27 protein-coding genes, 1 tRNA gene and 1 other RNA gene are annotated in these 21,905 nt (G+C 69.7%); 13 read left to right on the top strand and 16 right to left on the bottom strand.

The window, feature by feature from the left end:
* Positions 1 to 22 precede the first annotated feature (22 nt).
* Positions 23 to 376 (top strand): DUF7344 domain-containing protein, encoded by a 354-nt coding sequence (locus tag N0B31_RS03880; protein ID WP_260594527.1) that lies wholly within the window; start codon positions 23 to 25, stop codon positions 374 to 376.
* Between the two features lie 57 nt (positions 377 to 433).
* Here N0B31_RS03880 and N0B31_RS03875 read toward each other — a convergent pair whose 3' ends face one another.
* From N0B31_RS03875 to N0B31_RS03860, 4 genes are read right to left on the bottom strand one after another with little or no spacing between them, the layout of a single operon-like run.
* The gene (locus N0B31_RS03875) at positions 434 to 1,003 is read right to left on the bottom strand and encodes a DUF7524 family protein (RefSeq protein ID WP_260594526.1); all 570 of its coding nucleotides are present in this window, start codon (positions 1,001 to 1,003) and stop codon (positions 434 to 436) included.
* A 57-nt stretch (positions 1,004 to 1,060) separates the two neighbouring features.
* Complete coding sequence (locus N0B31_RS03870) at positions 1,061 to 1,255, bottom strand: methytransferase partner Trm112 (RefSeq protein WP_260594525.1); 195 nt, start codon at positions 1,253 to 1,255, stop codon at positions 1,061 to 1,063.
* 45 nt (positions 1,256 to 1,300) lie between these two features.
* The gene (gene arsN2 / locus N0B31_RS03865) at positions 1,301 to 1,747 is read right to left on the bottom strand and encodes an arsenic resistance N-acetyltransferase ArsN2 (RefSeq protein ID WP_260594524.1); all 447 of its coding nucleotides are present in this window, start codon (positions 1,745 to 1,747) and stop codon (positions 1,301 to 1,303) included.
* Positions 1,748 to 1,794: 47 nt separating this feature from the next.
* Positions 1,795 to 3,168 carry an adenylosuccinate synthase gene (locus N0B31_RS03860; protein ID WP_260594523.1) on the bottom strand — a complete coding sequence of 458 codons (1,374 nt, stop codon included), beginning with the start codon at positions 3,166 to 3,168 and terminating at the stop codon, positions 1,795 to 1,797.
* Positions 3,169 to 3,363: 195 nt separating this feature from the next.
* Here N0B31_RS03860 and N0B31_RS03855 point away from each other — a divergent pair, with 195 nt between their 5' ends.
* Positions 3,364 to 3,669 carry a hypothetical protein gene (locus tag N0B31_RS03855; protein WP_260594522.1) on the top strand — a complete coding sequence of 102 codons (306 nt, stop codon included), beginning with the start codon at positions 3,364 to 3,366 and terminating at the stop codon, positions 3,667 to 3,669.
* Between the two features lie 13 nt (positions 3,670 to 3,682).
* Here N0B31_RS03855 and N0B31_RS03850 read toward each other — a convergent pair whose 3' ends face one another.
* The gene (locus tag N0B31_RS03850; protein ID WP_260594521.1) at positions 3,683 to 6,112 is read right to left on the bottom strand and encodes a DUF7527 domain-containing protein; all 2,430 of its coding nucleotides are present in this window, start codon (positions 6,110 to 6,112) and stop codon (positions 3,683 to 3,685) included.
* 111 nt (positions 6,113 to 6,223) lie between these two features.
* On the opposite strand from N0B31_RS03850, the gene N0B31_RS03845 reads away from it, so the two are divergent.
* The 4 genes from N0B31_RS03845 to N0B31_RS03830 all read left to right on the top strand — a co-directional run bounded on the left by N0B31_RS03845 (position 6,224) and on the right by N0B31_RS03830 (position 8,246).
* On the top strand, positions 6,224 to 6,505 hold the full coding sequence (locus N0B31_RS03845) for a ribonuclease P protein component 4 (protein WP_260594520.1): 282 nt from the start codon (positions 6,224 to 6,226) through the stop codon (positions 6,503 to 6,505).
* 64 nt (positions 6,506 to 6,569) lie between these two features.
* Complete coding sequence (locus N0B31_RS03840) at positions 6,570 to 6,818, top strand: YhbY family RNA-binding protein (protein ID WP_260594519.1); 249 nt, start codon at positions 6,570 to 6,572, stop codon at positions 6,816 to 6,818.
* A complete protein-coding gene (locus N0B31_RS03835) occupies positions 6,815 to 7,744 on the top strand; it encodes a mechanosensitive ion channel family protein (protein WP_260594518.1) in 930 nt (309 codons plus the stop codon). Before N0B31_RS03840 ends, N0B31_RS03835 begins: the two co-directional genes overlap by 4 nt.
* Before the next feature lie 193 nt (positions 7,745 to 7,937).
* Positions 7,938 to 8,246: a hypothetical protein gene (locus tag N0B31_RS03830; RefSeq protein ID WP_260594517.1), complete on the top strand. Its 309-nt coding sequence runs from the start codon at positions 7,938 to 7,940 to the stop codon at positions 8,244 to 8,246.
* A 35-nt stretch (positions 8,247 to 8,281) separates the two neighbouring features.
* Here the strand turns inward: N0B31_RS03830 and ffs are convergent.
* Both ffs and N0B31_RS03820 read right to left on the bottom strand, forming a co-directional pair.
* Positions 8,282 to 8,592, bottom strand: an RNA gene (gene ffs, locus N0B31_RS03825) — signal recognition particle sRNA.
* A gap of 86 nt (positions 8,593 to 8,678) precedes the next feature.
* A complete protein-coding gene (locus N0B31_RS03820; protein WP_260594516.1) occupies positions 8,679 to 9,083 on the bottom strand; it encodes a DUF7548 family protein in 405 nt (134 codons plus the stop codon).
* 105 nt (positions 9,084 to 9,188) lie between these two features.
* On the opposite strand from N0B31_RS03820, the gene N0B31_RS03815 reads away from it, so the two are divergent.
* Positions 9,189 to 9,500, top strand: a complete 312-nt coding sequence (locus N0B31_RS03815; RefSeq protein ID WP_260594515.1) for a DUF5798 family protein — start codon at positions 9,189 to 9,191, stop codon at positions 9,498 to 9,500.
* On the opposite strand, the gene N0B31_RS03810 is transcribed toward N0B31_RS03815, so the two are convergent.
* From N0B31_RS03810 to N0B31_RS03800, 3 genes are all read right to left on the bottom strand, one after another.
* On the bottom strand, positions 9,501 to 10,391 hold the full coding sequence (locus N0B31_RS03810) for a GIDE domain-containing protein (RefSeq protein ID WP_260594514.1): 891 nt from the start codon (positions 10,389 to 10,391) through the stop codon (positions 9,501 to 9,503).
* A gap of 270 nt (positions 10,392 to 10,661) precedes the next feature.
* Positions 10,662 to 11,072 (bottom strand): CoA-binding protein, encoded by a 411-nt coding sequence (locus N0B31_RS03805; RefSeq protein ID WP_260594513.1) that lies wholly within the window; start codon positions 11,070 to 11,072, stop codon positions 10,662 to 10,664.
* 77 nt (positions 11,073 to 11,149) lie between these two features.
* Positions 11,150 to 12,268, bottom strand: a complete 1,119-nt coding sequence (locus tag N0B31_RS03800; RefSeq protein ID WP_260594512.1) for a hypothetical protein — start codon at positions 12,266 to 12,268, stop codon at positions 11,150 to 11,152.
* A 119-nt stretch (positions 12,269 to 12,387) separates the two neighbouring features.
* Here N0B31_RS03800 and N0B31_RS03795 point away from each other — a divergent pair, with 119 nt between their 5' ends.
* Positions 12,388 to 13,575 carry a geranylgeranylglyceryl/heptaprenylglyceryl phosphate synthase gene (locus N0B31_RS03795; protein WP_260594511.1) on the top strand — a complete coding sequence of 396 codons (1,188 nt, stop codon included), beginning with the start codon at positions 12,388 to 12,390 and terminating at the stop codon, positions 13,573 to 13,575.
* Here the strand turns inward: N0B31_RS03795 and N0B31_RS03790 are convergent.
* The 3 genes from N0B31_RS03790 to N0B31_RS03780 are packed head-to-tail and all read right to left on the bottom strand — an operon-like array spanning position 13,570 to position 16,174.
* Positions 13,570 to 15,279, bottom strand: coding sequence for a hypothetical protein (locus N0B31_RS03790; protein ID WP_260594510.1), 1,710 nt, complete (start codon positions 15,277 to 15,279; stop codon positions 13,570 to 13,572). The genes N0B31_RS03795 and N0B31_RS03790 overlap by 6 nt on opposite strands.
* Before the next feature lie 2 nt (positions 15,280 to 15,281).
* On the bottom strand, positions 15,282 to 15,800 hold the full coding sequence (locus N0B31_RS03785; RefSeq protein ID WP_260594509.1) for a hypothetical protein: 519 nt from the start codon (positions 15,798 to 15,800) through the stop codon (positions 15,282 to 15,284).
* A complete protein-coding gene (locus N0B31_RS03780; RefSeq protein WP_260594508.1) occupies positions 15,797 to 16,174 on the bottom strand; it encodes a hypothetical protein in 378 nt (125 codons plus the stop codon). The genes N0B31_RS03785 and N0B31_RS03780 overlap by 4 nt, the downstream gene beginning before the upstream one ends.
* A 91-nt stretch (positions 16,175 to 16,265) precedes the next feature.
* Here N0B31_RS03780 and N0B31_RS03775 point away from each other — a divergent pair.
* Positions 16,266 to 16,340, top strand: a tRNA-Arg gene (locus tag N0B31_RS03775).
* A gap of 96 nt (positions 16,341 to 16,436) precedes the next feature.
* Positions 16,437 to 17,009, top strand: a complete 573-nt coding sequence (locus N0B31_RS03770) for a SprT-like domain-containing protein (RefSeq protein ID WP_260594507.1) — start codon at positions 16,437 to 16,439, stop codon at positions 17,007 to 17,009.
* A 1-nt stretch (position 17,010) separates the two neighbouring features.
* On the opposite strand, the gene N0B31_RS03765 is transcribed toward N0B31_RS03770, so the two are convergent.
* Positions 17,011 to 17,490, bottom strand: coding sequence for a CopG family ribbon-helix-helix protein (locus tag N0B31_RS03765; RefSeq protein ID WP_260594506.1), 480 nt, complete (start codon positions 17,488 to 17,490; stop codon positions 17,011 to 17,013).
* A gap of 127 nt (positions 17,491 to 17,617) precedes the next feature.
* On the opposite strand from N0B31_RS03765, the gene N0B31_RS03760 reads away from it, so the two are divergent.
* The 3 genes from N0B31_RS03760 to N0B31_RS03750 all read left to right on the top strand — a co-directional run bounded on the left by N0B31_RS03760 (position 17,618) and on the right by N0B31_RS03750 (position 19,844).
* Positions 17,618 to 17,851, top strand: a complete 234-nt coding sequence (locus N0B31_RS03760) for a hypothetical protein (RefSeq protein WP_260594505.1) — start codon at positions 17,618 to 17,620, stop codon at positions 17,849 to 17,851.
* Positions 17,852 to 18,096: 245 nt separating this feature from the next.
* Positions 18,097 to 18,408 carry a PadR family transcriptional regulator gene (locus tag N0B31_RS03755; protein WP_260644044.1) on the top strand — a complete coding sequence of 104 codons (312 nt, stop codon included), beginning with the start codon at positions 18,097 to 18,099 and terminating at the stop codon, positions 18,406 to 18,408.
* 278 nt (positions 18,409 to 18,686) lie between these two features.
* A complete protein-coding gene (locus tag N0B31_RS03750) occupies positions 18,687 to 19,844 on the top strand; it encodes a hypothetical protein (RefSeq protein ID WP_260594504.1) in 1,158 nt (385 codons plus the stop codon).
* A gap of 160 nt (positions 19,845 to 20,004) precedes the next feature.
* Here the strand turns inward: N0B31_RS03750 and N0B31_RS03745 are convergent, their stop codons facing one another.
* On the bottom strand, positions 20,005 to 20,649 hold the full coding sequence (locus tag N0B31_RS03745; RefSeq protein WP_260594503.1) for a DUF7344 domain-containing protein: 645 nt from the start codon (positions 20,647 to 20,649) through the stop codon (positions 20,005 to 20,007).
* A 184-nt stretch (positions 20,650 to 20,833) separates the two neighbouring features.
* Positions 20,834 to 21,757, bottom strand: coding sequence for an NAD-dependent epimerase/dehydratase family protein (locus tag N0B31_RS03740; protein ID WP_260594502.1), 924 nt, complete (start codon positions 21,755 to 21,757; stop codon positions 20,834 to 20,836).
* Positions 21,758 to 21,905 lie beyond the last annotated feature (148 nt).

Below are 21,905 nucleotides of genomic sequence, written 5' to 3'. Positions count from 1 at the left end.
ACCCACGACGACTGGAGGCAGTGTGACCGACAGCCGTGCGGACCTGTCGGTGACGACGGCGTTCTCGTTGTTGAGCGAGGAGCGGCGGTGGGCGGTCGCGGCGGCCGTGGGCGAGGCCGACCACCCGTTGAGTACCGGCGCACTGAGCACGATGCTGGCCGCGCGCGAACAGCGCATCCCGCCCGAGCGTGTCGACGGCGGGACGCGAGAGTCCATCCAGCGCGACCTCGAGTCGGTCCACCTCCCGCAACTCGACTCGAGTGGCGTGATCGTCCGAGAGGGCGGCGACCAGTACGCCCCCGGTCGGAACCTGGAGGGATTGCTGGAGGCGGCAGAGGCCGCCTGCGGCTACCTCGGGGACGTGCGGAGCAACTGACCGACGCGACGGGCGAACGGGCGGCCCGTCGCCGTCAGGTGACGGCTGACGGGGAGCTCACTGGAAGGCGATGTAGCCCGCGGCGAGCGCGCCGGCGACGACGGCGAGCACCGCCAGCACCGCGTCCGTCCCGCCGGGGCCGAGGACGGCCGCCAGCGCGAACACGACGGCGACCGCGCTCAGGACGACCGCCGGGAGTGCCGAGAGGAGTGCCGACCGGTCGAGCGGGGTGCCGCCGTCGCCGGCCGAGGCCGGCTTGGCCTGCGGCTTCGAGAGTTCGGGGTCCACCTCCACGGGTTGTTTCCTGGTCGGGGTGAGCGTCACGTCGACCCAGTGGGTGTTCGACCCGTAGGCGGTGACGACCTTCAGTTTCCCCCGGACCGTCTCCTCACGGTCACCGTCGCGGACCGAGACCCGAACGGGGCGGGTGGCGTCGGCCTCGACGTAGTGGTTCCCCGCATCGAGCTCAGCGACCGAGGAGAGAGCGTCGTCGAGGTGCAGGTGGACGTGGGTCGCCTCACCGTGGTTACGGAGTTCGACGGTGAACGACCCGTCCGTCTCGAACGCGTCCGGGACCGAGAGGGTCTGGATGCCCGTCCGGTTCACGTCCGCGGCGAGGGTGTCCATGTCACACGGGGTCGCTCGGACCGCTCAAAAATGGTTCGGGTGGGTGAGTGCCCGTGTCTACGCCGAAGCCTCCTCGCGCATGTCTGGCGGGAGGAGGTTCGGAATGCCGTCCTCGATGGGATACTCCTCGCCACACTCCGTACAGATCAGCCGTCCCTCCATCACCTCGTCGTCCTCGCGGTGGATGGCCTCGAGTTCGAGGTCGTGCTTGTCGAGCGGACAGCAGATGATGTCCAGCAAGGACTCCTTCATATCCCAGTCGACGCCCGTCCGAGTCAAAAACGTGCCGGGTGGGCGTCAGACGTTCCCACCGAGTGCGCGGGTCATGCAGGCGGCGTGCTCGTCGCAGACCGTGGCGAACTCCGGGCTGTCGCGGACCGCCGCTGGCGCCGCCTCGCGGGGGACCGTCTCGAAGCCCAGACCGGCGAAGAACGACTCGGCCGTCTCGGTCAGGAGCCAGACCGACCCGGCGCCCGTCGCCCCTGCCACGTCCAGGAGGCGGGTGACGAGTGTCGCGCCGACACCCTCGCCCCGTCGATCGGGGCGGACGACGACCGACCGGAGCAGTGCGGCGTCACCGTACGGTTCGACGCCGCCACCCGCGATGGCCTCGTCGTCCGCGACGGCGAGATAGAAGCGTCCGGGCCCGTCCCGGACCCCGGTGGTCGGCAGGTCGGCCTCGCGGAGGAACCCGAGGAGCGTCGTGCGCGCCGGGCCGTCGGCGGGGACGAGTTCGAGCGTCACGCTCGCCGTGTCGGTGGCCAGCTCGAAAAGTGCGGGGGTGAGAGCGTCTACGCCCAGGGCGACTCGACGACGACCGTCTCGTCGCGGCCGGGGCCGACGCCGACACAGTAGACGGGCGCGTCGAGTTCGGCCTCGAGGTACTCGAGGTAGGTGCGGGCGTTCTCCGGGAGCGCCTCGTACCCCTCGGCGGCGACGGCGGCCCAGTCGGCCTCCGGCCAGCCCTCGAAGGTCCGGTAGTTCGCCTCGCACCGCGCCCACTGCTCGGTGGTCGCCGGCATCGTGGGCGTCTCCTCCCCGTCGAGCGTGTAGGAGTGCCCGACCTGCACCTCGTCGAGGCCCGCGAGGGTGTCGACGTGGTTCACGGCGAGGCCGGTGAACCCGTTGGCACGTGCGGCGTGCCGGAGCATCGGGAGGTCGAGCCACCCGACCCGGCGCGGCCGGCCGGTGACGGTACCGTACTCGCCACCCGCGTCCCGGATGTACGTCGCGAGCTCCTCCGCCTCTGCGGAGGTGTCCCCGCCGTCGCTGGGGGTCTGCCCCTCGACGAAGCCGAGTTCGGTGGGGAGCGGACCGGTCCCGACGCGCGAGGTGTAGGCCTTCACGATGCCGACGACCTCGCCCTGACCCACGACCGTCGGACCGAGGCCGGAGCCGACCGCGGCGCCGCCGGCGGACGGGTTCGAGGAGGTGACGTACGGGTACGAGCCGTGGTCGATGTCGAGCAGGGTGCCCTGCGCGCCCTCGAACATGATGCGGTCGCCCGCGTCGCGTCGCTCGGCGAGGAACGCGCCGCAGTTGACCGGCATCCCCTCCTCTGCCAGTCGCTCGCCGTAGGCACGGTACTCCTCGTAGAGCGCCTCGAGGTCGAAGGCGTCGTCGTAGCGGCCGGCGTCCGGGTCGAAGCCGAACGACTCGACGAGCCGTCGCTTCTGCGGGACGGCGTACTCGAGTCGCGTGCGCAGGGTCTCGGGGTCGAGCAGGTCGCCGATGCGGACGCCGCGGCGGCCGACCTTGTCCTCGTAGGTGGGACCGATGCCGCGGCCGGTGGTGCCGGCGGCGAGGTCGTCACCCTTGGCCTCCTCCTCGAGACCGTCGAGGACGCGATGGTAGGGCAGGATGGCGTGGGCACGCTCTGCGACCCGGACGTCCGGGTCGAGGCCACGCTCCTGTAGCGTGTCGAGTTCGTCGAAGAGGGTGGCGGGGTTCACGACGCAGCCGTTGCCGAGGACGCCCGTCTTCCCCCGGACGATGCCGGAGGGGACGAGCGAGAGGGCGTACTCCTCGTCGCCGTGGACCACGGTGTGGCCGGCGTTGTCCCCACCCTGGTACCGGACGACGACATCGGCGGCCTCGCCGAACACGTCGACGATCCCGCCTTTGCCCTCGTCGCCCAGCTGGGAACCGACGATGGTTACGGTCATCGGGCCGAGGTTTCGAGGGCCGTCCTAAACCGATTTCGGATTGGTCCACCTCGGACGGATGGGCGAAACCGCGTCACGTCGGAACAGTTACCACGGACCACGGGCGTAGCACCACCATCATCGCGGGGGGGCGCCGGTTTCGGCGTCTGACAGAGGACAACTTTTAAACCACGCTAACACGAGTTAACAAGTGCCATGATAGACCGACTTGAGAAAGAGGTCGATATGCTCGAACGTCACCTCCAGGTTCTGCGGATGGTCATCGAGAACGAGCCTATCGGTATCGTCAAGATGTCGAACGAGACCGGCTACCCACACCACAAGGTGCGCTACTCCCTGCGCGTCCTCGAGGAGGAGAACCTCATCGAACCGTCCAGCCAGGGTGCCATCACCACCGAGGACACCGCCGAGTTCGTCGGCGACCTCGACGGCAAACTCGACGAGATCGTCGAGAAACTCGACGGCATGAAGATCGACGACGTCCCGGAGATCGAGGGCTGACGCGACCGCCCGTTCAGAGCTCGGGTACCGAGAGATAGAACGACTCGTCTCTGTCCTCGACGAGACAGAGGTGGAACCCCTGGTTCCGCGAGAGTTTCACGAACGACTTTCGCTTGCTCCGTGAGAGGAGACTCCCGCTGGTGGCCTCGTTTGCCGTCTCGAGCGCCGCCGGCTCGAAGTAGGCGCTGGTGACGCCGAACGACCCCGCAAGCGTCTCGTGTCGCTCGGCGACGGCCGTCGCGTCGTTGACCAGCGTCCCCAGCGTGTGCTCGTCGGTGGGGTTCCGGACGTCCTCGAGGTTCGCCACGAACAGCGGCTGGCCCATCCGGTCGCGCCCGACGAGGTCGAACGTGACTGTCGCCTCACCCGCGTCCACCTCGCCGTCGAACTCGATGCGGTCGAGTCCCGGCAGCGACTCGTAGAGCGCCCCCAGCGAGTCGGCGTTCCCCGTATCGCGGATCTCGTACGGCAGCGCCGTCACCAGCCACTCGACGAAGGCGTACCCCTGCGTCGAGGTGAGGAACGGGTCGAACGCCCGGCCGTCGACGGAGACCGCCGCGGCGTCGAACTGCGTGTGGTGTTCGAGTCTGAGGTTCTCGGCCACCGCGTCGGGGTCTGCACCATCGAGGACGTCGTCGAGCGTCGGGTCGCGTTTCGACCGGTACCGGACGAAGAGGCTCGTCCCAGCCAGCGCCTCGGCCGGCGAGAGGGTCTCGCTGGCCGAGTCGGGGGCCGCGCCGGCCGCCTCCAGACGTCGTTCGAGCGCCGCGACCTGCTCGCGGAGGTCCTCGTTCTCCGTCTCCACCGCAGCGAGTCGCTCGCGGAGGTCCTCGACGGTGGACTCCCGGGCCGCCAGCTCCGACCGCAGACCGGCCACGGTGTCCCCGTCGATGACCGTGTCGACGGAGCGTTCGACCGTCTCGTCCGTCGCCTCGGCGGTCCCGGAGGCGTCGGCGTTCGCCACCGAGGTGTCGGCCGCGCCCGAGCCGTTCTCGGTGGGGTCCGCCTGCGGTGAGGCGGTCCGGTCGGGGTCGACCGACGGGACGACGTGGTCCGGGTCGACCGAATCCCCGTCGGGGGTGTCGGCCGCTTCGTCCGCCCCGGACGCCCGCTCCTCCTCGACGTCGACGGCGGCTGTCGCCGCCGCCACGTCCTCCTGACTGGCCTCACCCTCGGTCTCCTCGGAGGAGTCGTCGGACTCGGCCACGCGGACGATGGCCGGCGCGGCGTCGGCGGGGTCCGCCTCGCTGTCCGCCGCCGCCGTCGCCGTGTCCGGCGCCGTCGGCGCAGCGTCGTCGTTCACCTCTTCGGCAACGTCGCCGGAGGCACTGGCGGCCTCGCCGTCGTCCGGGTCGGCGGTGTCCGTCTCCTCCGCCCCCGCGGACGCCCTGACGGGGGCGTCGTCGGGGATGTTCAGGTCGGCGTCGTCCGTCGTGTCGGTCCGGCCCCCCTCGGCGGGACCGCCCTCGGCCGTCGTGTCGGACGCGGGGCGATCGGCGCTCTCAGCCGCGGCCGACGCCGTCCGTGTCTCGTCGGCCGCCGCCTCCGCTTCTTCAGCCTGCCGGCGACTCCGTGGCGTGATGTCGATGTCGATGTCGCTCGTGCCGCTCGTGGCGGACGACTCGGCGGTCGACGCCCCGGCGGCCTCTGGCGTCGGCTCGTCGGGCGTCGACTCCTCTGCGGTGACCTCGGTCGGGTCGGCGTCGATAGCGGCTTCGCCAGGTGCCGGCGTGTCGGTCGCGGCCGAGGTGTCGTCGGCAGCCGAGGTGTCGTCGGCAGCCGAGGTGTCGTCAGTGTCGGTCGCGCCCACCGCACCCGCGGCGGCCCCGGCGCCGACCCCGCCCGCTCCCGCGGCGGCGGCACTGGACGACGCCACGTCGTCCGGGAACGAGAGCCTCGGGAGCGAGGCACGTTCCACGGTGTAGATGCCGACTTCGTCGCACGCGAGGTCGAACGCCTCGTCGTCGGTCTTCAGCCGCCGTGACTGGCCCACGAACGCCACCGCACGGCGGGTGCCGCCATGATAGACGAGGTAGTAGTCGCCCGAGAGCACGTTCTCCGAGAGTTCGACGTAGCCGGTGAACCCACCGTCCTTGAGGGTGCGGTCCACCTCGGCTAGCGGGGTGTCGTTGCTGTAGTAGCGACCGCGGGTCTCTCCCCCGGTCGCCTGCATCGCGTACAGCAGGGGGAGCGCGTCGTGCGGGGCGACGAAGGCCTCCTCGGGGGTCGCGACCGCGTCCACGTCGGTCGATGTGACGGTCGGGTCGCCGGCTGGGTCCTCGCGGTAGTCAAAGACGCCGACCGGACGGCCGGCGACGACGAACGCGTAACTGTCGCCGGCCTTGAGGGCGCCCGAGAACCCTCGGTCGACGACGGACCCGAGGTCACCGCCGGCGGGGCGGCGCTCCCAGGATTCGACGTCCGCGACCGTACGGGTGTTCATGCCACGAGGTGGCGGGGGCGACGGAAAATAGTTTCCGGCGGCCTCGGCAGGAGACACGACTGCGGGGAGCGAGTGGGAACCCATTTGACCACCCGCCCGGAACGTCGCGGCGTGAGTATCGCGGCCGAGCGCATCGAGCGGTTGCACGAACTGGCCCGGCGAGCGGCCACCGAGGGGGAGGACGACCGCTCGCGGTCGTACGTCCGTCGAGCGCGACGGGTAGCAGAGCGCAACCGCCTGTCGCTGCCACGGCAGTTCGACCGGTTCACCTGCGACCGGTGTGACGTCTACCTCCGTCCCGGCCGTAACGCCCGCGTCCGGACCCGGTCGGGCCACGTCGTCGTGACGTGTGACTGTGGCTCGCAGACGCGCTACCCCTATGATACGGAGTGAGAGGCGGCGAACGCACCGTGGAAGTCTAAACGTTGAAAGGGGGCCCGCCCGAACCCCTCGCCACATGAACGAGCAGGAACGCCGTCGTCGCGCCCACGACATGGACGCCACGCTACGGGTCGGAAAGGCCGGCGTCGACGCGGTGGCCGACGAACTGCGGACACAGCTGGGTGACCGGGAGATGGTGAAGGTGAAGTTCCTCCGCTCGGCCCGGGGCGGGACCACCAGCGAGGAACTGGCCGAGCGGCTGGCCGACCTCGCCGGCGCGGAGGTGTTCCAGACCCGCGGTCACACGGCGGTGTTCACGCGATGAACCCGCCCACGCCCGTCCCGTTACAGAACGCCATCACGCTGGTGGACACCGTCGCGGAGTTCCTGAACGGCATCGGGGTACCTCCGGGCATCGCCGACGCCATCGCCGCCGCCGTGGTCTTCCTCGTCGCGTTCGTCGTCATCTACGCGGCCGGGAAGGCGCTGATCTCCCCGCTCTTCGATCGAGTCCTCGAACGTCGTGACCTCGACGAACACGCCCGGCGCCCGCTCCGACGCATCGTCAGCATCATCGTGGTCTTCGTCGCCATCTCCGCGGCGTTCGGCCTCGCCGGCTTCGGGAACTTCCTCCAGTCGCTCGCCACCGTCGCCGCCGCGGCCACCCTCGCCATCGGCTTCGCGATGCAGGACGTCCTCAAGAACTTCGTCGCGGGCGTGTTCATCTACACCGACAAACCGTTCCGCATCGGCGACTGGATCGAGTGGGACGGCAACGCCGGCATCGTCGAGGACATCTCCCTGCGCGTCTCCCGCGTGCGGACGTTCGACAACGAACTGCTCACCGTCCCGAACAGCCAGCTCACCGACGGCGTCATCAAGAACCCCGTCGCGAAGGACAAGCTCCGGCTGAAGTTCGTCTTCGGCATCGGCTACGACGACGATATCGACACGGCCACGGACATCATCGTGGAGGAGGCGGAGCAGCACGACGAGATACTCGACGACCCGGCACCCAGCGTGCGCCTGACCGAACTCGCCGACTCCTACGTCGGCCTCCAGTCGCGCATCTGGATCGCCAACCCCTCGCGGGCCGACTGGGTCCGCACCCGCGCGGAGTACGTCAAGAACGTGAAACAGCGGTTCGACGCCGAGGGCATCGAGATCCCCTTCCCGCAGCGGGACCTCTCGGGCGACGTCTCCATCGCCGCGCCGGCCGAACTGGTCGGGGTCAGAGCCGACGACGACTAGCCACCAGTTCTCCTTCCTCGGGTGCCCGCGGAGCGGGCACCCCTCGTCACGGAAACTGAACCACGACTGCGCCACTCGCGTCTGCGGCGCTCGTAGCGGGTGAGAGCACTGGACCGCACAGCACCGCCCGCACTCCATCTCCAGTCGCCCGCATTGTCGGTGGCTTTTCACTCCCCCACACTCCCATCCCGGTATGGTCCTCGCACGCAACACGTACCGGTTCGGCCTCCTCGTCGTCGCGTACGCCATCGCGAGCGGTATCGACACGATGGGTGGCTACGGGGTGGAGGGAATCGCAGCGCTCGGCCTGGGCATCGGCAGCCTCGGCCTGTTCGGTGGCACGCTCGCACACCTCGCCCGCGGGCCGGACGACGGCGGAGGTGACGGAGCCACTGGCGGGGGGAGCGACGACGCCGGAGTCGAGGACTCGAGCGGTGAAGCGGACGCGAACGACACGGACGACGCCGTCCGAACGGGCGCACTCGGGCACGGCTGGTACTGACCGACGCGCCGCTCGGCGGTCGATGACTGGATGAATGGTGGACGTCGAGATTGCCCGAGCGTTCCGGCACGGGGAATCCCGCTCGCTTCCTCCACCCCGCGACCCCACGGGCGACAGGTGTCCACGGTACCACTGCTCGCTTCCGCGCCTGGTGGATTTCCCGCGGTCAACCGCGTCGTACCATCCCTGCAGATGGCAGAGCACGGACCGCTGCCCTCGTGGGACGAGGCTTCGACGTCCGCTCGCGGGGCCCGAACCGGTCGGCTCGGACGCCCTCGGTGGTCGGCCCCCTTGAAGACCGTTTGGGCGGGAGAGCAGTGGCCTAACTGCCCGGCCTAGTCCGGTCCGATGGTAGTCCGGTGGCACTTATGGGCTTTTCGACACCGCCGTCGCCGCGTGGTTCTCCCGCACGGACGGACGATGCCCGCCACGTCAGAACAGTCGCAGCACCCGCGCGTACCACACCGACGTCAGCGGCACCAGCAGGGCCGCGCCGGCCAGTACCCAGCGCTGGTACGAGAGCAACGCGCTCGACCCGCCGATGACGTCGATGCGCGCGGAGAACGCGAACGAGAGGCCGATACCGGCGATGAACAGCCCGAAGACGAGGCCGGCCCCGGCGACCAGTTCGGGGTCCGAGCGGCCCTGCCGACCGGCGGCGAAGACGATGACGGCGACGAGTGCGAGGAGCCCGGCGGCCAGCGGCGTGATGGCCGCGGTGGCGTAGTACGCCGACACGGCCGCGACGGGTTCCGAGAGGTAGGGCCACGCCAGCGTCGCCAGCACGAGCAGACACGCGACGATACCCACCGTCGGCGGGCGTTCCACGGGGTCCATACTCGGAGTGCGCCCGGCCAGTCCTTGAACCCGACGGACCCAGTCGGCGTGTTCCGTGGCGTGCGAGCCACAACAGTCACCTACGCGGGGGCGCTCGGGGGAGGTATGGGACTCGGAAGCGCTACGAAGAAGATTCAGCAGGTGGCCGACACCGCGGAGAAACTCTACGAGCGGCTGAACGAGGTCCGCGCACAGGTCAACGCGATGCGCGACGACGTCGCCGAGACGCGGACGCGGGTCGACGCGATGGAACACCGCGTGGACCGACAGGCCGTCCTGCTGGAGGCGCTCGCGGAGAAGGAGGGTATCGACGTCGACCAGCTCTACGCCGAGGCGGCCATCGAGGAGGCCGAACCCGTTCCCGACGCGGAGGAGGCGATCGTCGAGGAGGCGGAGACGGACGGCGGCGAGCAGTAATCAGGGGAGCGAGACACCGAGCGTCGTCACGAGGAGTCGGAGACAGAGCCACCCACCGACCAGCGACGCACCCCCCAGGGCGGCCGCGAGCGCGGCGAGGCGCCGCCGAAGCCCCGAGGCGGTACCGCTGGCGACGAGGAGTGACTCGTCGCTCGCGCCGAACGCACCGTCGGTGAGGCGTCCGACCACCGTCGCCCTCGAGCCAGGGCGGAGCACGCGCTCCGTGAACCGGAACCGCTCACCCCCCATGCCGAGGTCCGTCACCGTCCCGGCACGGCCGGGGACGTCGCCCGGCGAGCGGTCCTCGGTTCGCTCGTCGGCGAGTTCGAGGCGTGCCTCGGTCGGGTCCACCCGGACCGGCCCAGAGCCGTCGTCCAGCGTGAACGGGACGCCGCCCACGCCGGTGCGTTCGACGGCCCACGCGCGCCGTCCCTCGTAGTTCGTCCCGTGGCGGTTCTTCACCGCCACCGCCCACGACCACGCTGCCGCCGGTCGCTCGAAGAACGGCGTCTCCGACGGGTCCACACACTCGACGGTGCCCGTGACGGCGACGCGGCCGGCCCCCACGCCACCCGTCGCGGTGCGGTCGGCTCGGACCAGCCACGAGAGCCGTCGCGCGTAGCCGAGCGCGACCACTAGCCCAACGGCGGAGAGGTAGAGGCCCACGGCAGGCGACGCGAAGCCACCGCCGTCCTCGGGGCTGCCCACCCAGAGCAATCCCGCCAGGAGTACCGTAACGGCGACCACGGCCACAGCCACCTCGCCCACGGAGGTGCCGTGGGAGGCGAGGCGGTCCCGTGCGCTGTCGTCCGTCGCCAGTACCCCGAGTAACGTCGGGACGAACACGAGCGCGAACGCGACGAAGAGGACGACGCCGTACGAGTCCTGCACAGGCCGACTGGTCGGCCCACCCCCCTCAGTGTTGCCCCCGTGGTGACGGGCCGGGCCTCCCGCCCGCCGGTCGTGTTTCTCCTCGGCGCCGACGGCGTGGCCCGGTACCGGTGGTCGCCCGAACGCTGGCCCGACCCGGCGCGAGACGTCCCACCGGTCACGGAGAGACAGACGCCGTACGGCGGCCGCTCGGTGAGGACGTCTCGATACAGGTGGCGACGGAGGGTCCGGACGCGAATCCAGCGGACACGCCTCTGAACTCGGGGACGCTCAGCCCATCAGCCGCTGGTGTTCGACCTTGATGCACTTGTCCTGGACGAACAGTTTGCCGGCCGCCTCCGCCCGCTCGCCGGCCTCGTCGTTGCGGATACCGAGCTGGAGCCAGACGGCCGCCACGTCGTCGCGCTCGATGGCCGCGTCGACGATTGGACCGGTCTCCTCGCTGGGGCGGAACACGTCCACCACGTCTATCTCCGTCTCGACGTCCTCCAGCGAGTCGTACGCCTCCAGGCCGAACACCTCGTCGGCGAAGGGGTTGACGGGGATCACGGTGTAGCCGTGGTCGATGAGGTACTGCGGGACGCCGTGGGCGGCCTTCCCCGGCGTGGTCGAGGCGCCGACGACGGCGATGGTGTCGTACTCGAGTATCTCGCGCAACTGGTCGACCGCGTGGACGGGCATGTCACCAGATAGGGGACGCTCTGGATATAAGAACGGTGAGGGTGTGCGCGGAGCGTGAGAGCCCGGTGGACCCGACGTCAGTCCAGCTCGGCGCGCAGGGCCGCCAGCCGGTCGTGTGCCTCCTCGCGGATGTACGCGATGGCCATCCCGGTGAGGTGTGTCTCGGCCGCCGCGGCCGCGGCGTCGAGGTAGCGGTCGACCAGCCGCCCCACGTCGTCCAGTCCCGCCGTCCCCTTCAGCGCGAGTTCGGCCGTGACGGGGGTGAGTTGCTCGCCGCGGTCCTCCGGGAAGTCGTCGATGTCGTCGAGGCCGATCTGTGCGGCGACGACCATCAGCACGATGGCGCGGCAGAACGACTCGCCCAGCTCCACCCCGAGTGCCGCCTCGTACATCTTCAGCATGTCCTCGTAGAGGATGCCCACGCGCTCGTACTGGGTGGTGAAGTACGGGACGTACTGCTCCTCCTCGAACAGCGGCGACGACTCCTGTGGCGGGGCGTACTTGTAGCGAGCTTCGATCTCGTCGGCGAGGCGCCCGCGCTCGTCGCCCTCGGCGTTCGCGTGCCGTTCGAGCAGGTCCCGGAACGCCTCGTCGGTGTCCTGGTGGCCCTCCGAGAGCGAGACGGCGTGGCGGTAGGCGCTGGCGACACCGTCGGGCGTCTCGGGGGCAGCGAGCCACGACTCCACGCCCTCCTCGAGGGTGGCCTGAGCCACCTCGGCCGCCCGTGCGCGGGGTCGGACCGTCGTCTCGAAGTCCTCGTACTCGTCGTCGTTGATGGCGTCGCGCATGTCGCCGTCCAGTAACGCCCGGATGATCTCGTAGGTGACGCGCTCGCCCTCGCGGGCGAGGTCGGTGTCGACGCGCCGGACCTGCCGGAGGTAGGGCACGTCGCCTGCGAGTTCGCGGACCCGGCCGAGCGTCAGCATCGCGGGGAGGACGAGCCGCGTGTCGTAGTCGAAGCGGACCGCGTCGGCACCATCCACCAGTTCGAGGTCACCGGCCTCCAGTTCGTGTTCGAGCGCACGCTCCACCTCGGCGAACAGGTCGGCGGTGACGCTGTCGACCGTATCGTCGACGGACTCTCGGAGGGCGAGGACGGCGAGGAGGTACGGGTCCCTGTGCTGTGAGACGTAGCGGCCGAACGCGCGGGCCAGTGGCGGCACCCGCCGGGAGAGGCGGTCACGGAGGCGGAGCATCGGCGGGAGTGCCCACGCCACGTCCAAAGGGGTTGCTATCGCCAGCGGGACCGGGCGTCCGGGCACCTGCCGTTTCCGCTTCGGGACGTTTATGAGCGTGACCGCCGCTCGTTCGGTCGATGAACGCCGACGAGTTCGCGGTCCGTGTCGGGCGTGCGGTGGAGACCGCGCGTCTCGGCGTCCGGGCGTTCCTCCCGGTGGACACGAACCGCGTGCCGGCCGCGTGGACCCACGTGACGAAGGTCGACCCCGAGGAGGCCAAGCGCCTGCCGCTGGCGTACCCGTTCTATCTCGGCCACACGAGCGCCGTCTCCGTCGGTGGGTCGGCCGACGTGACGGGCGAGAACACCGAGGAGACGTTCCGACTGCTGGAGTACGGCCCCGTCCCGGCCATCCACGAGCCGTCCGGCCCGCGCCACGTCACCGACGCGACGCGCGACGCCTGTCACTTCCTCGCGGTCCCAGAGGTGCTCAACGGCGACAGCGAGGCCCTCATCGGGACGCTGGGTGCCGGTGCCGAGTACATCCGCGACGAGCTGGCGCCCAGCGAGATCCGCGAGAAACTCCCGTGGCTTCCCGGCTTCCTCCGGGACAGGCTGGCCGAGTTCGCCACCGGGTGGCTGCTGGCCGACGCCGTCTTCGAGGCCTACATCATCCAGAACCCGGACTCGGCCGCCGCGCGCGAGGGCGGGGTCGACCCGGAGGACGTCCTCGAGGCCGACGAGGCGGGGCGTCGCGCGCTGGCCGCCGAGATGCACCTCGAGTCCGACCTGATATATCTGGAGTACTCGGGGACGTTCGGTGGTGCGGACGCGGCGGCGGAACTTGAGGCCATAGACGCCAACACGAACTGGTCGCGGGTGTGGTACGGGGGCGGCCTCGACTCGTTCGACCGGGTCGAACGGGTGCGCGAGGCCGGCGCGGACGCCGTCGTCGTCGGCGACGTGTTCCACGACGTGGCCGAAGCGGAACTCGAACTCCGCGAGGCCGCCCGCGAGGGACTCGACGCCGACGCGGGCCGTGCCGACGTCGAGGCCTTCGTCGACGAGCGGTTCGACCCCGAAGGGGCGCCCGTGCGCTACCTCGACACCTGCGGGGTGCGGGAGCCCGAACGCGTCGCGAAGGAGTACCTCGTCCTCGGCGTCGAGATCTCACGGGCGCTGGAGACGGGCGACGTGGAGGTTGTCGCCGGGACCTACGACGGAGTACTCGACTCGTCGGCCGCCCGCCGACTCGCGAAGGAACTGGAACGGACCGTCGACGGGGAGGCGGCGGCCGACGACGCGTTCGGCCACCTCGGTCTATAGGAGGAACTGGGGGAGCGCGAGGAGGAGGGGGGCGAGACTCGAGGAGACGAGCGACGCCAGGAGTCGGCTGTCGACGGGCCACACCGGGGCCGGGGCGCGACGCTCCTGCCAGTCGGCCGCGTCCTCCACGGCGCCGAGGGGCGTGTCCCGCGGCAGGTCGTCGGACTCGTCGTCGCGCCGGCGGCGCGTCCACTGCACGTACGCCCGCTCGCGTTCGTGTGCCATCTTGACGTGGAGCGTCCAGAACGAGTAGTAGAGCCACGCGAACGCGACGACGATGAGGACGACGACGGGCCCCACGTAACTGACCACCCACACGAACACGTCGAGGCTCAGTGCGGTGTCGAGCGCCACCTCGGCGGCCGGGAGGTCACGCGCACCCTGGACGTAGAGACGGTAGGTGACGTAGAGACCACCGAGGATGAGCAGGACGTTCACCCGGGTGGCGAACTTCCCGAAGTCGCGGAAGCCACCCCGTCCGTCGGGGTGGAACGGGCGATACGAGAGCAGGTCCACCTCCTCGGCGGTCCGGTCGCCGGCGTCGCTCTGCTCGTGGTGGTAGCCCTCCTCGTCGCGGTACAGTGTCACCGTCCCGGTGACGAGGTCGTGGAAGGACTTGATGAGGACGAACAGCTGGAAGTAGATGACCGCGAGCACGAGGTCCAGCAGGACGTTCACGCCGAACGTCACCGAGAAGGAGAGGTTCTGCGGGCCGTCGCCGGCGAGCGCCCAGACGGCCGCGAACTGCGCGACGAGCAGCGGCGCGAACAGGAGGTAGGTCGGCACCTCGTAGCCGCCGGGGAACGTGGTCCGGTGGGACAGTTGGTCCGCCACCTTCCGACGGTAGGCGGGGTACGCCGTCTCGTCCGGCCCCTCGACGACGAGTTTGTCGCCGAGGTGCTCGAACAGGTGCTCCGTCCGCAGCATCGCGTCGTAGGTGAGTACCCCCCCGACGAGTATGAGCATGAGGTACCCCGACGTGTAGACGATGTTCGGTTCGAGGGTCCGGGGGTCCTCGGCAGTGAGCACGAAGAAGATCGAGGCGGCCGTCCCCAGCGCCAGTACGGCCGCGAGCCCGTAGACGGCCACGGCCTTCGCGAGTTCGCGCCCTTCGACCAGTCCCGCACCGACGACGAGGTACGCGAGGAGGCCCCAGAGCACCGCCCCACCCGCCCCCGCGGGGACGAGGACGAGCGGGAGCGACGAGAGGTAGACGCTCAACCCCTGCACGTGGGGGACCAGTTCGGCGCTCACGACGAACAGGAGCGCGATACACGTCACCATCAGCGGTGTGTACTGCAGCGCCGTCCGGACGAGGCCAGTCAGCGGGAGGCGCTCGGCCTCCCGCTCCTCTTCCGTCGTCTCGGGTTCCCTCCTGTCACGACTCGGCAGGTAGTGGATGGTCCGGTCGGCCTCGTCTACCCCGTCGGGTGTCGGGAAGAACTCCACGCCGTCGGGGAGCGAGCTGAGTCGACCCCAGAACCCCGCGTCGTCGGTCCGTGCCTCCTCGGTCAGCCGGACCGGCACGAGGTCACAGTAGCGGTGGAAGTGGAGGTCGTCGAACGGTACCACGCCGGCGTCCGCCTTGTGGTTACGGTTCGGCCGGTCCCCCCGTGCCCACACGTCCGCGGGGGACTCGTGGTCGTCACTCGTACCGTCAGCCCCAGTCGACCCCTCGTCTTCGGTCGTCGACGTCCCCGGCATCGTCAGAGTGGTTTCCCCGTCTCGGCCTGGTGGGCGAGCACGTACCCGCCGAGGAACAGCGCACCCCCAACGTTGGTCAGCAGGTGGTTCCCCTGTCGGATGTAGACGAACCCGACGACGATACCCCCGACGAGCGCCGCCAGCCCGAACAGCATCCCCGCTTGCCGGGTGCGCGTCGGCGGGGTCATCCCACGCAGCGCCGCACGAGTGCGGGCGACGGGCGACTCGGTCGACGGCGGACCCACTTCGGTGGCTCCCTCGCCAGCCCCGTGGCTCGCGCTGTCGACGAATCGCCCCGTGACGGCACGGTGGGCCAGCAGGTACCCCCACCACGCGAGGAAGGCGGCGAGGAACGCCAGCGGCACGCGTCGCCCTGCCGTCCAGACCACCGGGTCGGTCACACAGGGAGCGCCGCAGACCCAGATGAAGCCGCTCGAGAGCGACACCGAACACAGCCCCATCCCTCCCGTGAACCACACCACACGGGCGGGCGAGCCGTACCACGACACCTCGTCGGTCATAGCAAGTTCCCGTTGATCCCCAGGTGCGTGAACATGTAGCCACCGATGCACGAGATGCCGGCGAGCGCCGCCCGAGCGGCGCTCGCGTCCACGATGGTGTCTGCGAACGTCGTCACGCCGAACGCCGCGGCCAAACCACCGACACCCACGAGGCTGAACCGGCCGGCGAGCGTCGCCGACGGTTCCGGGAGCGACCGTCCACCGCTGGCGTGGCCGCCCTGCGAGATCGTGTAGCCGGCGAAGAACACGAAGAAGCCCACCAGCGTCGGTCCGATACCACCGTCGAACGCCGAGACCCCGACCAGTCCGAGGCCAGCGGCGACGACGAGGCTGCCCACCACAACCCGACACACGTCTCCCGTCCCCGACTGCATACGGGATGACCTGTCGGTGAGTCGTACTTAATCCTTCGGGGGGCCACCGAACCGCGGAATTTAAACGACCCTTGCGCATATCGGGAGACGAGGGCCCTTAGCTCAGCCTGGACAGAGTGCTTGGCTTCGGACCAAGTTGCCGGGGGTTCAAATCCCTCAGGGCTCGCTTCTCGTGCGTCACAGGTCGACCAGAGTGAAACGTATCCACGGGACGTCGTGCCGACCCCGAAGACTCAATTCGCCAGCGGCGGACCGAGGTACCGTGCCCACGCTGCCAGTCGACGCCGACCCGACCACGCCCGACCAACTCCTGTCGTGGGCCGAATCCTACGCAGCGCGGGTCGTCGACGCCTGCGACCTCTCGGTCGACCTCTCCCTCGTCGAGTGGGACGTCTCGAAACGGGCCAAGCGGCGCGCGGGGGCCGTGCTGTCCACACCGCCGCCTGGCGCCGAGGTGGGGGTCCCGGTCGACTGGACCGAGACACCCGAGCGACACCGGCGCTGTACGGTACGACTGACGTGGGCGGCACACGAGACACACGGCGTCGAGTCGACGGCCGCGGTCCTGCGACACGAACTCGTCCACGTCGAACAGGTCCAGCGGTTCGGCACGGCCGACCACGGGCCCGCGTTCCGCGAGCGAGCGGCCGACCTCGACGCCCCGCGTCACTGCGAGCCGTTCACGCCCGCCCGGTACCTGCTCCACTGTCGGGAGTGTGGAGACGTGACCGCGCGTCGCCACCGCCGCTCGAAGCCAGTTCGACGGCCCGAACGCTATCGGTCGGGGTGCTGTTCGGCGCCGCTCGCGGTGGAGGAACGCGACCTCGACGGCTGAGTCAGTCCTCGCCGTGACCGTGCTCGCCGTCGGGATGTCCCCGAGCACTGTCCCCGTCGTCGCTGCCGGGGACACCGAAGTCGTCGACCGGGATGACGGAGTAATCGATGTTTAGAGTCCCCTGCGTCGCCCGGATCTTGCCGACGAACACGGAGATGTCCTCGAGTGACCCCTCCAGGACGAACAGTTCCATACAGCGGTGCCCCCCGACGTGCGAGTGGAAGTTCGAGGCGACCAGGGACTCGTGTTCGTGGCGGAGTTGCATCATCCGCTCCTCCACGTTGGTCGTGTCGTAATCGAACAAGACTGTCACGATACCCATCAACTCACGACCTTCGAGTTGCTTGTCCTGGAACTCGCCGAGGAGGTTCCGGCTGGCCTCGCGGACGACCTCCGAACGGCCCGTGTAGCCGTGTTCGTCCGCAAACTCGTCTATCCGCTCGAGGAGGGATTCTGGCATCGAGACGCTCACCACGACCATGTAATAACTCGAACGCGCACCATTATTAAACTTCAGGTATCCGATCGTGAATGACCCACCCAATCGAACGTCGTCTCGGGGTTACACCAGATATAACGAAGTCGTTGGCCCCCCGTATTTATATCACATGAGTGGCACCCCCGACCGGCCGTCACACGAGTCCGCCGAGGACGGGAGCGGGGTCTCCGCGCTGGGGCACGGATCACACCGACCACACGAGCTGGCGAACGCTATCGAGTGGAACGACGTGGGCGAGGGGCTCTGTTACATCTATCCGGCGGACGCCGACGACAGCGAACTGAAGGCACAGTGGCTCGCGGTCCCCGCGTGTCTCCTCCTCGACCTCGAAGACGCACGCTGAGAGCCGCCTGCACGCACACCGGAGTGCGCGACCGCTGGCAGACCGACGAGACGACCCGAGACCGGAGAGCAGAGACCGGCATCCGGACTGACCGACGACCACGGGGTGCGGACTGGACCGCCCCCGGACCGGCCGCTCGGGCTGGGGGCGTCTGGAACGGAGTCATCAGGCTCGTAGCAGGCTTATAACCGGGTTTATCGGGGTGTTAACGATAGTCTCGGGGGTATAGAGGTCGGAGTATGAGACTGTTCAGCCTCACCGGGTTCCAGCGCGACCTCCTCTACGTCGTCTCGGGGATGGACCACGCGTCTGGGCGCGCCATCATGGAAGAGCTCGAAGCCGACACCGGGCAGGAGATAACCCGCGGGCGGCTCTACCCGAACCTCGACGCCCTCGTCACCGAGGGGCTGATCAGGAAGGGACAGGTCGACCGTCGGACGAACTACTACAGTCTCTCGGAAGCCGGCTGGGAGGCACTCCGAGACCGCCGCGCGTGGGAGAACAGACGACTCCCAGAGGGGCAGGAGTCCCTGGAGGGCGACACCCCACCGGAGTGAGGGGCGGGCCGGTAGGGCCGACGGGCCGTCCGGTCGGCCAGAATCCGCTAGCGGGCACCGGGACGCGAGGCCGAGGCTGCCACGTAAGGTTCGGGTCTGTCTCACCCGAACGAAACAGAAACTCACGATATCCTGAGCGAATAATCCAGCAAACGTTTAATCAAGGACCGTTCCTCGGTTGGCCTGCATGGCAGACCACATGGCACACGAACGGGTCGTCTCCGTGACGGCCTGGAACGCGGTCCGGACCCGCGAGAACGGCCGGACCGGAGGGATGGATGCATAGCGACCCGACGTACGACCGGGTCCGCTGTGCCGTCTCGGACCTCGGTCTCGACCCGACCGGCGCCGACCCCGTGGACGACGCCCTCGCGGCGGCGACCGAAACCGGCACCCGCATCGAGTTCCCACCCGGCGAGTACCTCCTCGCGCGACCACACACGCTGGCGGACGTCGAGCGACACGCGTGGGTCGGCACGGGCGAGGACCGCGAGGCGGTTCGACTGCTCGTCGCCGAAGAGGCGCTCCCGACGCCCCTCACGGTCACCGGTAGCCGCGACCTCCTGTTCGACGGGTTCACGTTCGTGACCGAGCGGTCCAGACCGGTGGAGTGGGGACTCGACGTCGACGGGAGCGTCACCGTCGCGGACGTGGGCGTCACGGACCGTGGCGACGAGACCACACACGACGAGCCGTCGATCGACCGCTACCGACGCGGGGGTATCAGGACCCTCTCCGTGGTCGGCCGCGGCGCCGTCGCCTCCTACGAGGTGACCGTCTCGGGGCGCATCTGCCCGGACGCCTCCGGCCCGTCGCACACGCCGGCGGCGAACGTCTCCGGCCCGACGGCCGAGGGGTCGCTGCGCGACGAGATCGACCAGTACCGCTTCACGGGTGAGGTGACCGCCTTCTCGCTCACCGGTCCCGCCGACGTGCGCGTCGACGGCCGGCCGGTCTCGCCCACCAGGCTCCCCGCGACGGACGGCGACGTCGTCCGCGTCGAGTCACGCCACGGCGACCCCGTCGACTACCGACTCGACGCCGACGCCCCCGTCGGGCAGGTGGGGGGCGGTGCCGTCGCCGCCGACCACACCATCGAAGGCCGGACCAGCGCGGCGGACGGTTGGGTGACCAGCGGCCACTTCGACCAGTTCGAGACCGAGGCCGGGAGTGCCCGCCTGTTCCAGGAGCGCGTCCTCGTCTCGCCGGCGGCACTCTCGGCACCCCGCAACGACTTCCTCGTCGCCGGCGACGTGGAGTACACGCTGCGCACCGAGGGCCGACTCCACGAGGACGCGGACCCGACGCTCGGAGGCGGCACGCGGGTCTCCGAGACCGCGGGCGTGACCGACGAGTCCGTCCACCACCGGTTCGACGGCGGCGTCAGCCGCCTCACCCTCGAGGGCGAGGGAGCCGCGACGCTCGCCTTCGAGTGAGCGGTCGACCGAAGAAGCCCGCCGGGCGCACGACACGTTCTTGGCACACGAACTGGTCGGCCGGCGGGCGCCTCTAGTTACCAGTTGACAACGATAAGCGTTCCCCGTCCGCGGACCGTCCCGCCGCCCCGACTGCCCCCAGACTGCGGTGAGGACGCCCTCAGTCCGCCTGCGTCTCGGTCTCGCGCTCGGGCCGGTCGAGGAGGGCCGCCACGTCGACCCGTGCGCGGAACGCACGGACGCCACCGACGAGGCCGACGCCCGCGAGGAGTCCCACTGCGGCGGGGCCGACCACACCGGTGCCGAGGAGGGGCAGGAGCGCGAGGAGGGCGAGCAGGCCGATACCCGCGGCGACGACCCCCGTCAGCCGGAGGTCGTCTGTCGGCGCGGCGGCCGGCTCTGGCGCGGCCGGCGTGGCCGGTTCGCTCGCCGTCCGGCACTCGGGCTGGAGGTACGGGACGAGCTGGTCGGCCACCGTCTCGCGCAGGACGACGGTCCCGCGGTTCTTGTCGAAGTCGATCACTCCCGCCTTGTCGAGTTTGGGGAGGTGACACTGGTAGAGCCCGATGTAGACCCGCTTTCGCTGGTCCGAGGAGAGTTCGACCACCTCGATACCGTTCTCGAGCGCGGCGATGTGTTCCGCGAGGTCACTCAGGGTACTCGTCCCGTCGTGCTCGAGCAGGTACGAGATGGTCTCACGCCGACGTCTGTTCTTCAGCAACTCGAAGGTGGTACTCAACGAGAGCTCGTCGCTGTCGACGTCCGGGGCTGGCACGTCTTGTTGCTGGGGTTCGGGTTGTGTCATGTGGCGTCACCTCGCGGGAGTCCTCCCCCGCGACTCCGGGGGCCGACTGCGAGTCGCAGGCGTTCGGAAGACGGTACAGGGTCGCTAACACACAGATGCGGTCGAAGAATATAACGTATGGGGGAATGTCGCACCCTCTGAGAAAATCTCGGCGCCGCGGACACTAAATCGCACGGGCGTCGTGTCACTGCGGCACCCCCAGGAGTGGTCGGATACCGTCGGCCAGCGCCACCGTCGGCTCGTAGCCGAGCAGGTCTCGCGCCTTCGCGATGTCGGCACGGCTGTGGTCGATGTCGCCCGGCCGTGGGTCGGTGTGGACGACGCCGGCCGACGAGCCCGCCGCCTCCAGGACCGTCTCGGCGAGTTCGTTGACCGACACCGCTCGGCCGGACCCGACGTTGAACGCCTCGCCGACGTGGTCCGTGGTGGCCGCGAGCAGACAGGCCCGGACCACGTCGTCGACGTGGACGAAGTCGCGCGTCTGCTGGCCGTCGCCGTGGACCGTCAGGGGCTGTCCGGCGGCCGCGTTCTCGACGAACGCGGTGATGACGCCGGCGTACTCGCTCGACTGGCCCGGCCCGAACACGTTGAAGAAGCGGAGCACCACCCCGTCCACGTCGTAGAGGTCCGCGTACCGACGGACGTAGCCGTCACCGGCGGACTTCTCGATACCGTAGGGCGAGAGCGGGTCCATCGGGTCGGCCTCGGCGACGGGGAGGGCCGCGGGGTCACCGTAGACGGCCGCGCTGGAGGCGAACACGACGCGCGCACCCTGCTCGCGCGCGAACTCGAGGACGGCCAGCGTCCCACCGACGTTGACCGAGTTGCTCCAGACGGGCTCTCGAACCGAGCGCTCCACGCTCACGTTGGCCGCGAGGTGGTAGATCAGGTCGACGCCCTCGCCGGCGCGGGCGAGCGCCGCCGAGTCACGGACGTCTCCCTCGACGAACGTCACCCGGTCGGGGAGCCGACTCGGGTCGCCGGTCGAACAGTCGTCGAGGACCCTGACCTCGTTCTCGGGGACCAGTGCGCGGACGAGGTGGCTTCCGATGAACCCGGCTCCCCCCGTGACGAGCACGTTTCGACCCGAGAGTGTGGGTTGTCCCATAGCTCTCACCGATGCGACCTGACGGTTTGGTTATAGCCGATGTAACGGACTGTCCCCCGCGAACAGGTGATGTCGGGCGCATTAGGTGGCGATTAACGGCCGGTTCGCCGCTACGAACGTTCCAACCCACGGTCGAACGACATTAGTC

Origin of the sequence: Salinirubellus salinus (genome assembly GCF_025231485.1) — an archaeon.
Lineage (GTDB): Archaea > Halobacteriota > Halobacteria > Halobacteriales > Haloarculaceae > Salinirubellus > Salinirubellus salinus.
Note: the sequence above shows the minus strand (reverse complement) of the source record. Positions and strands in the feature narration are given on the sequence as shown.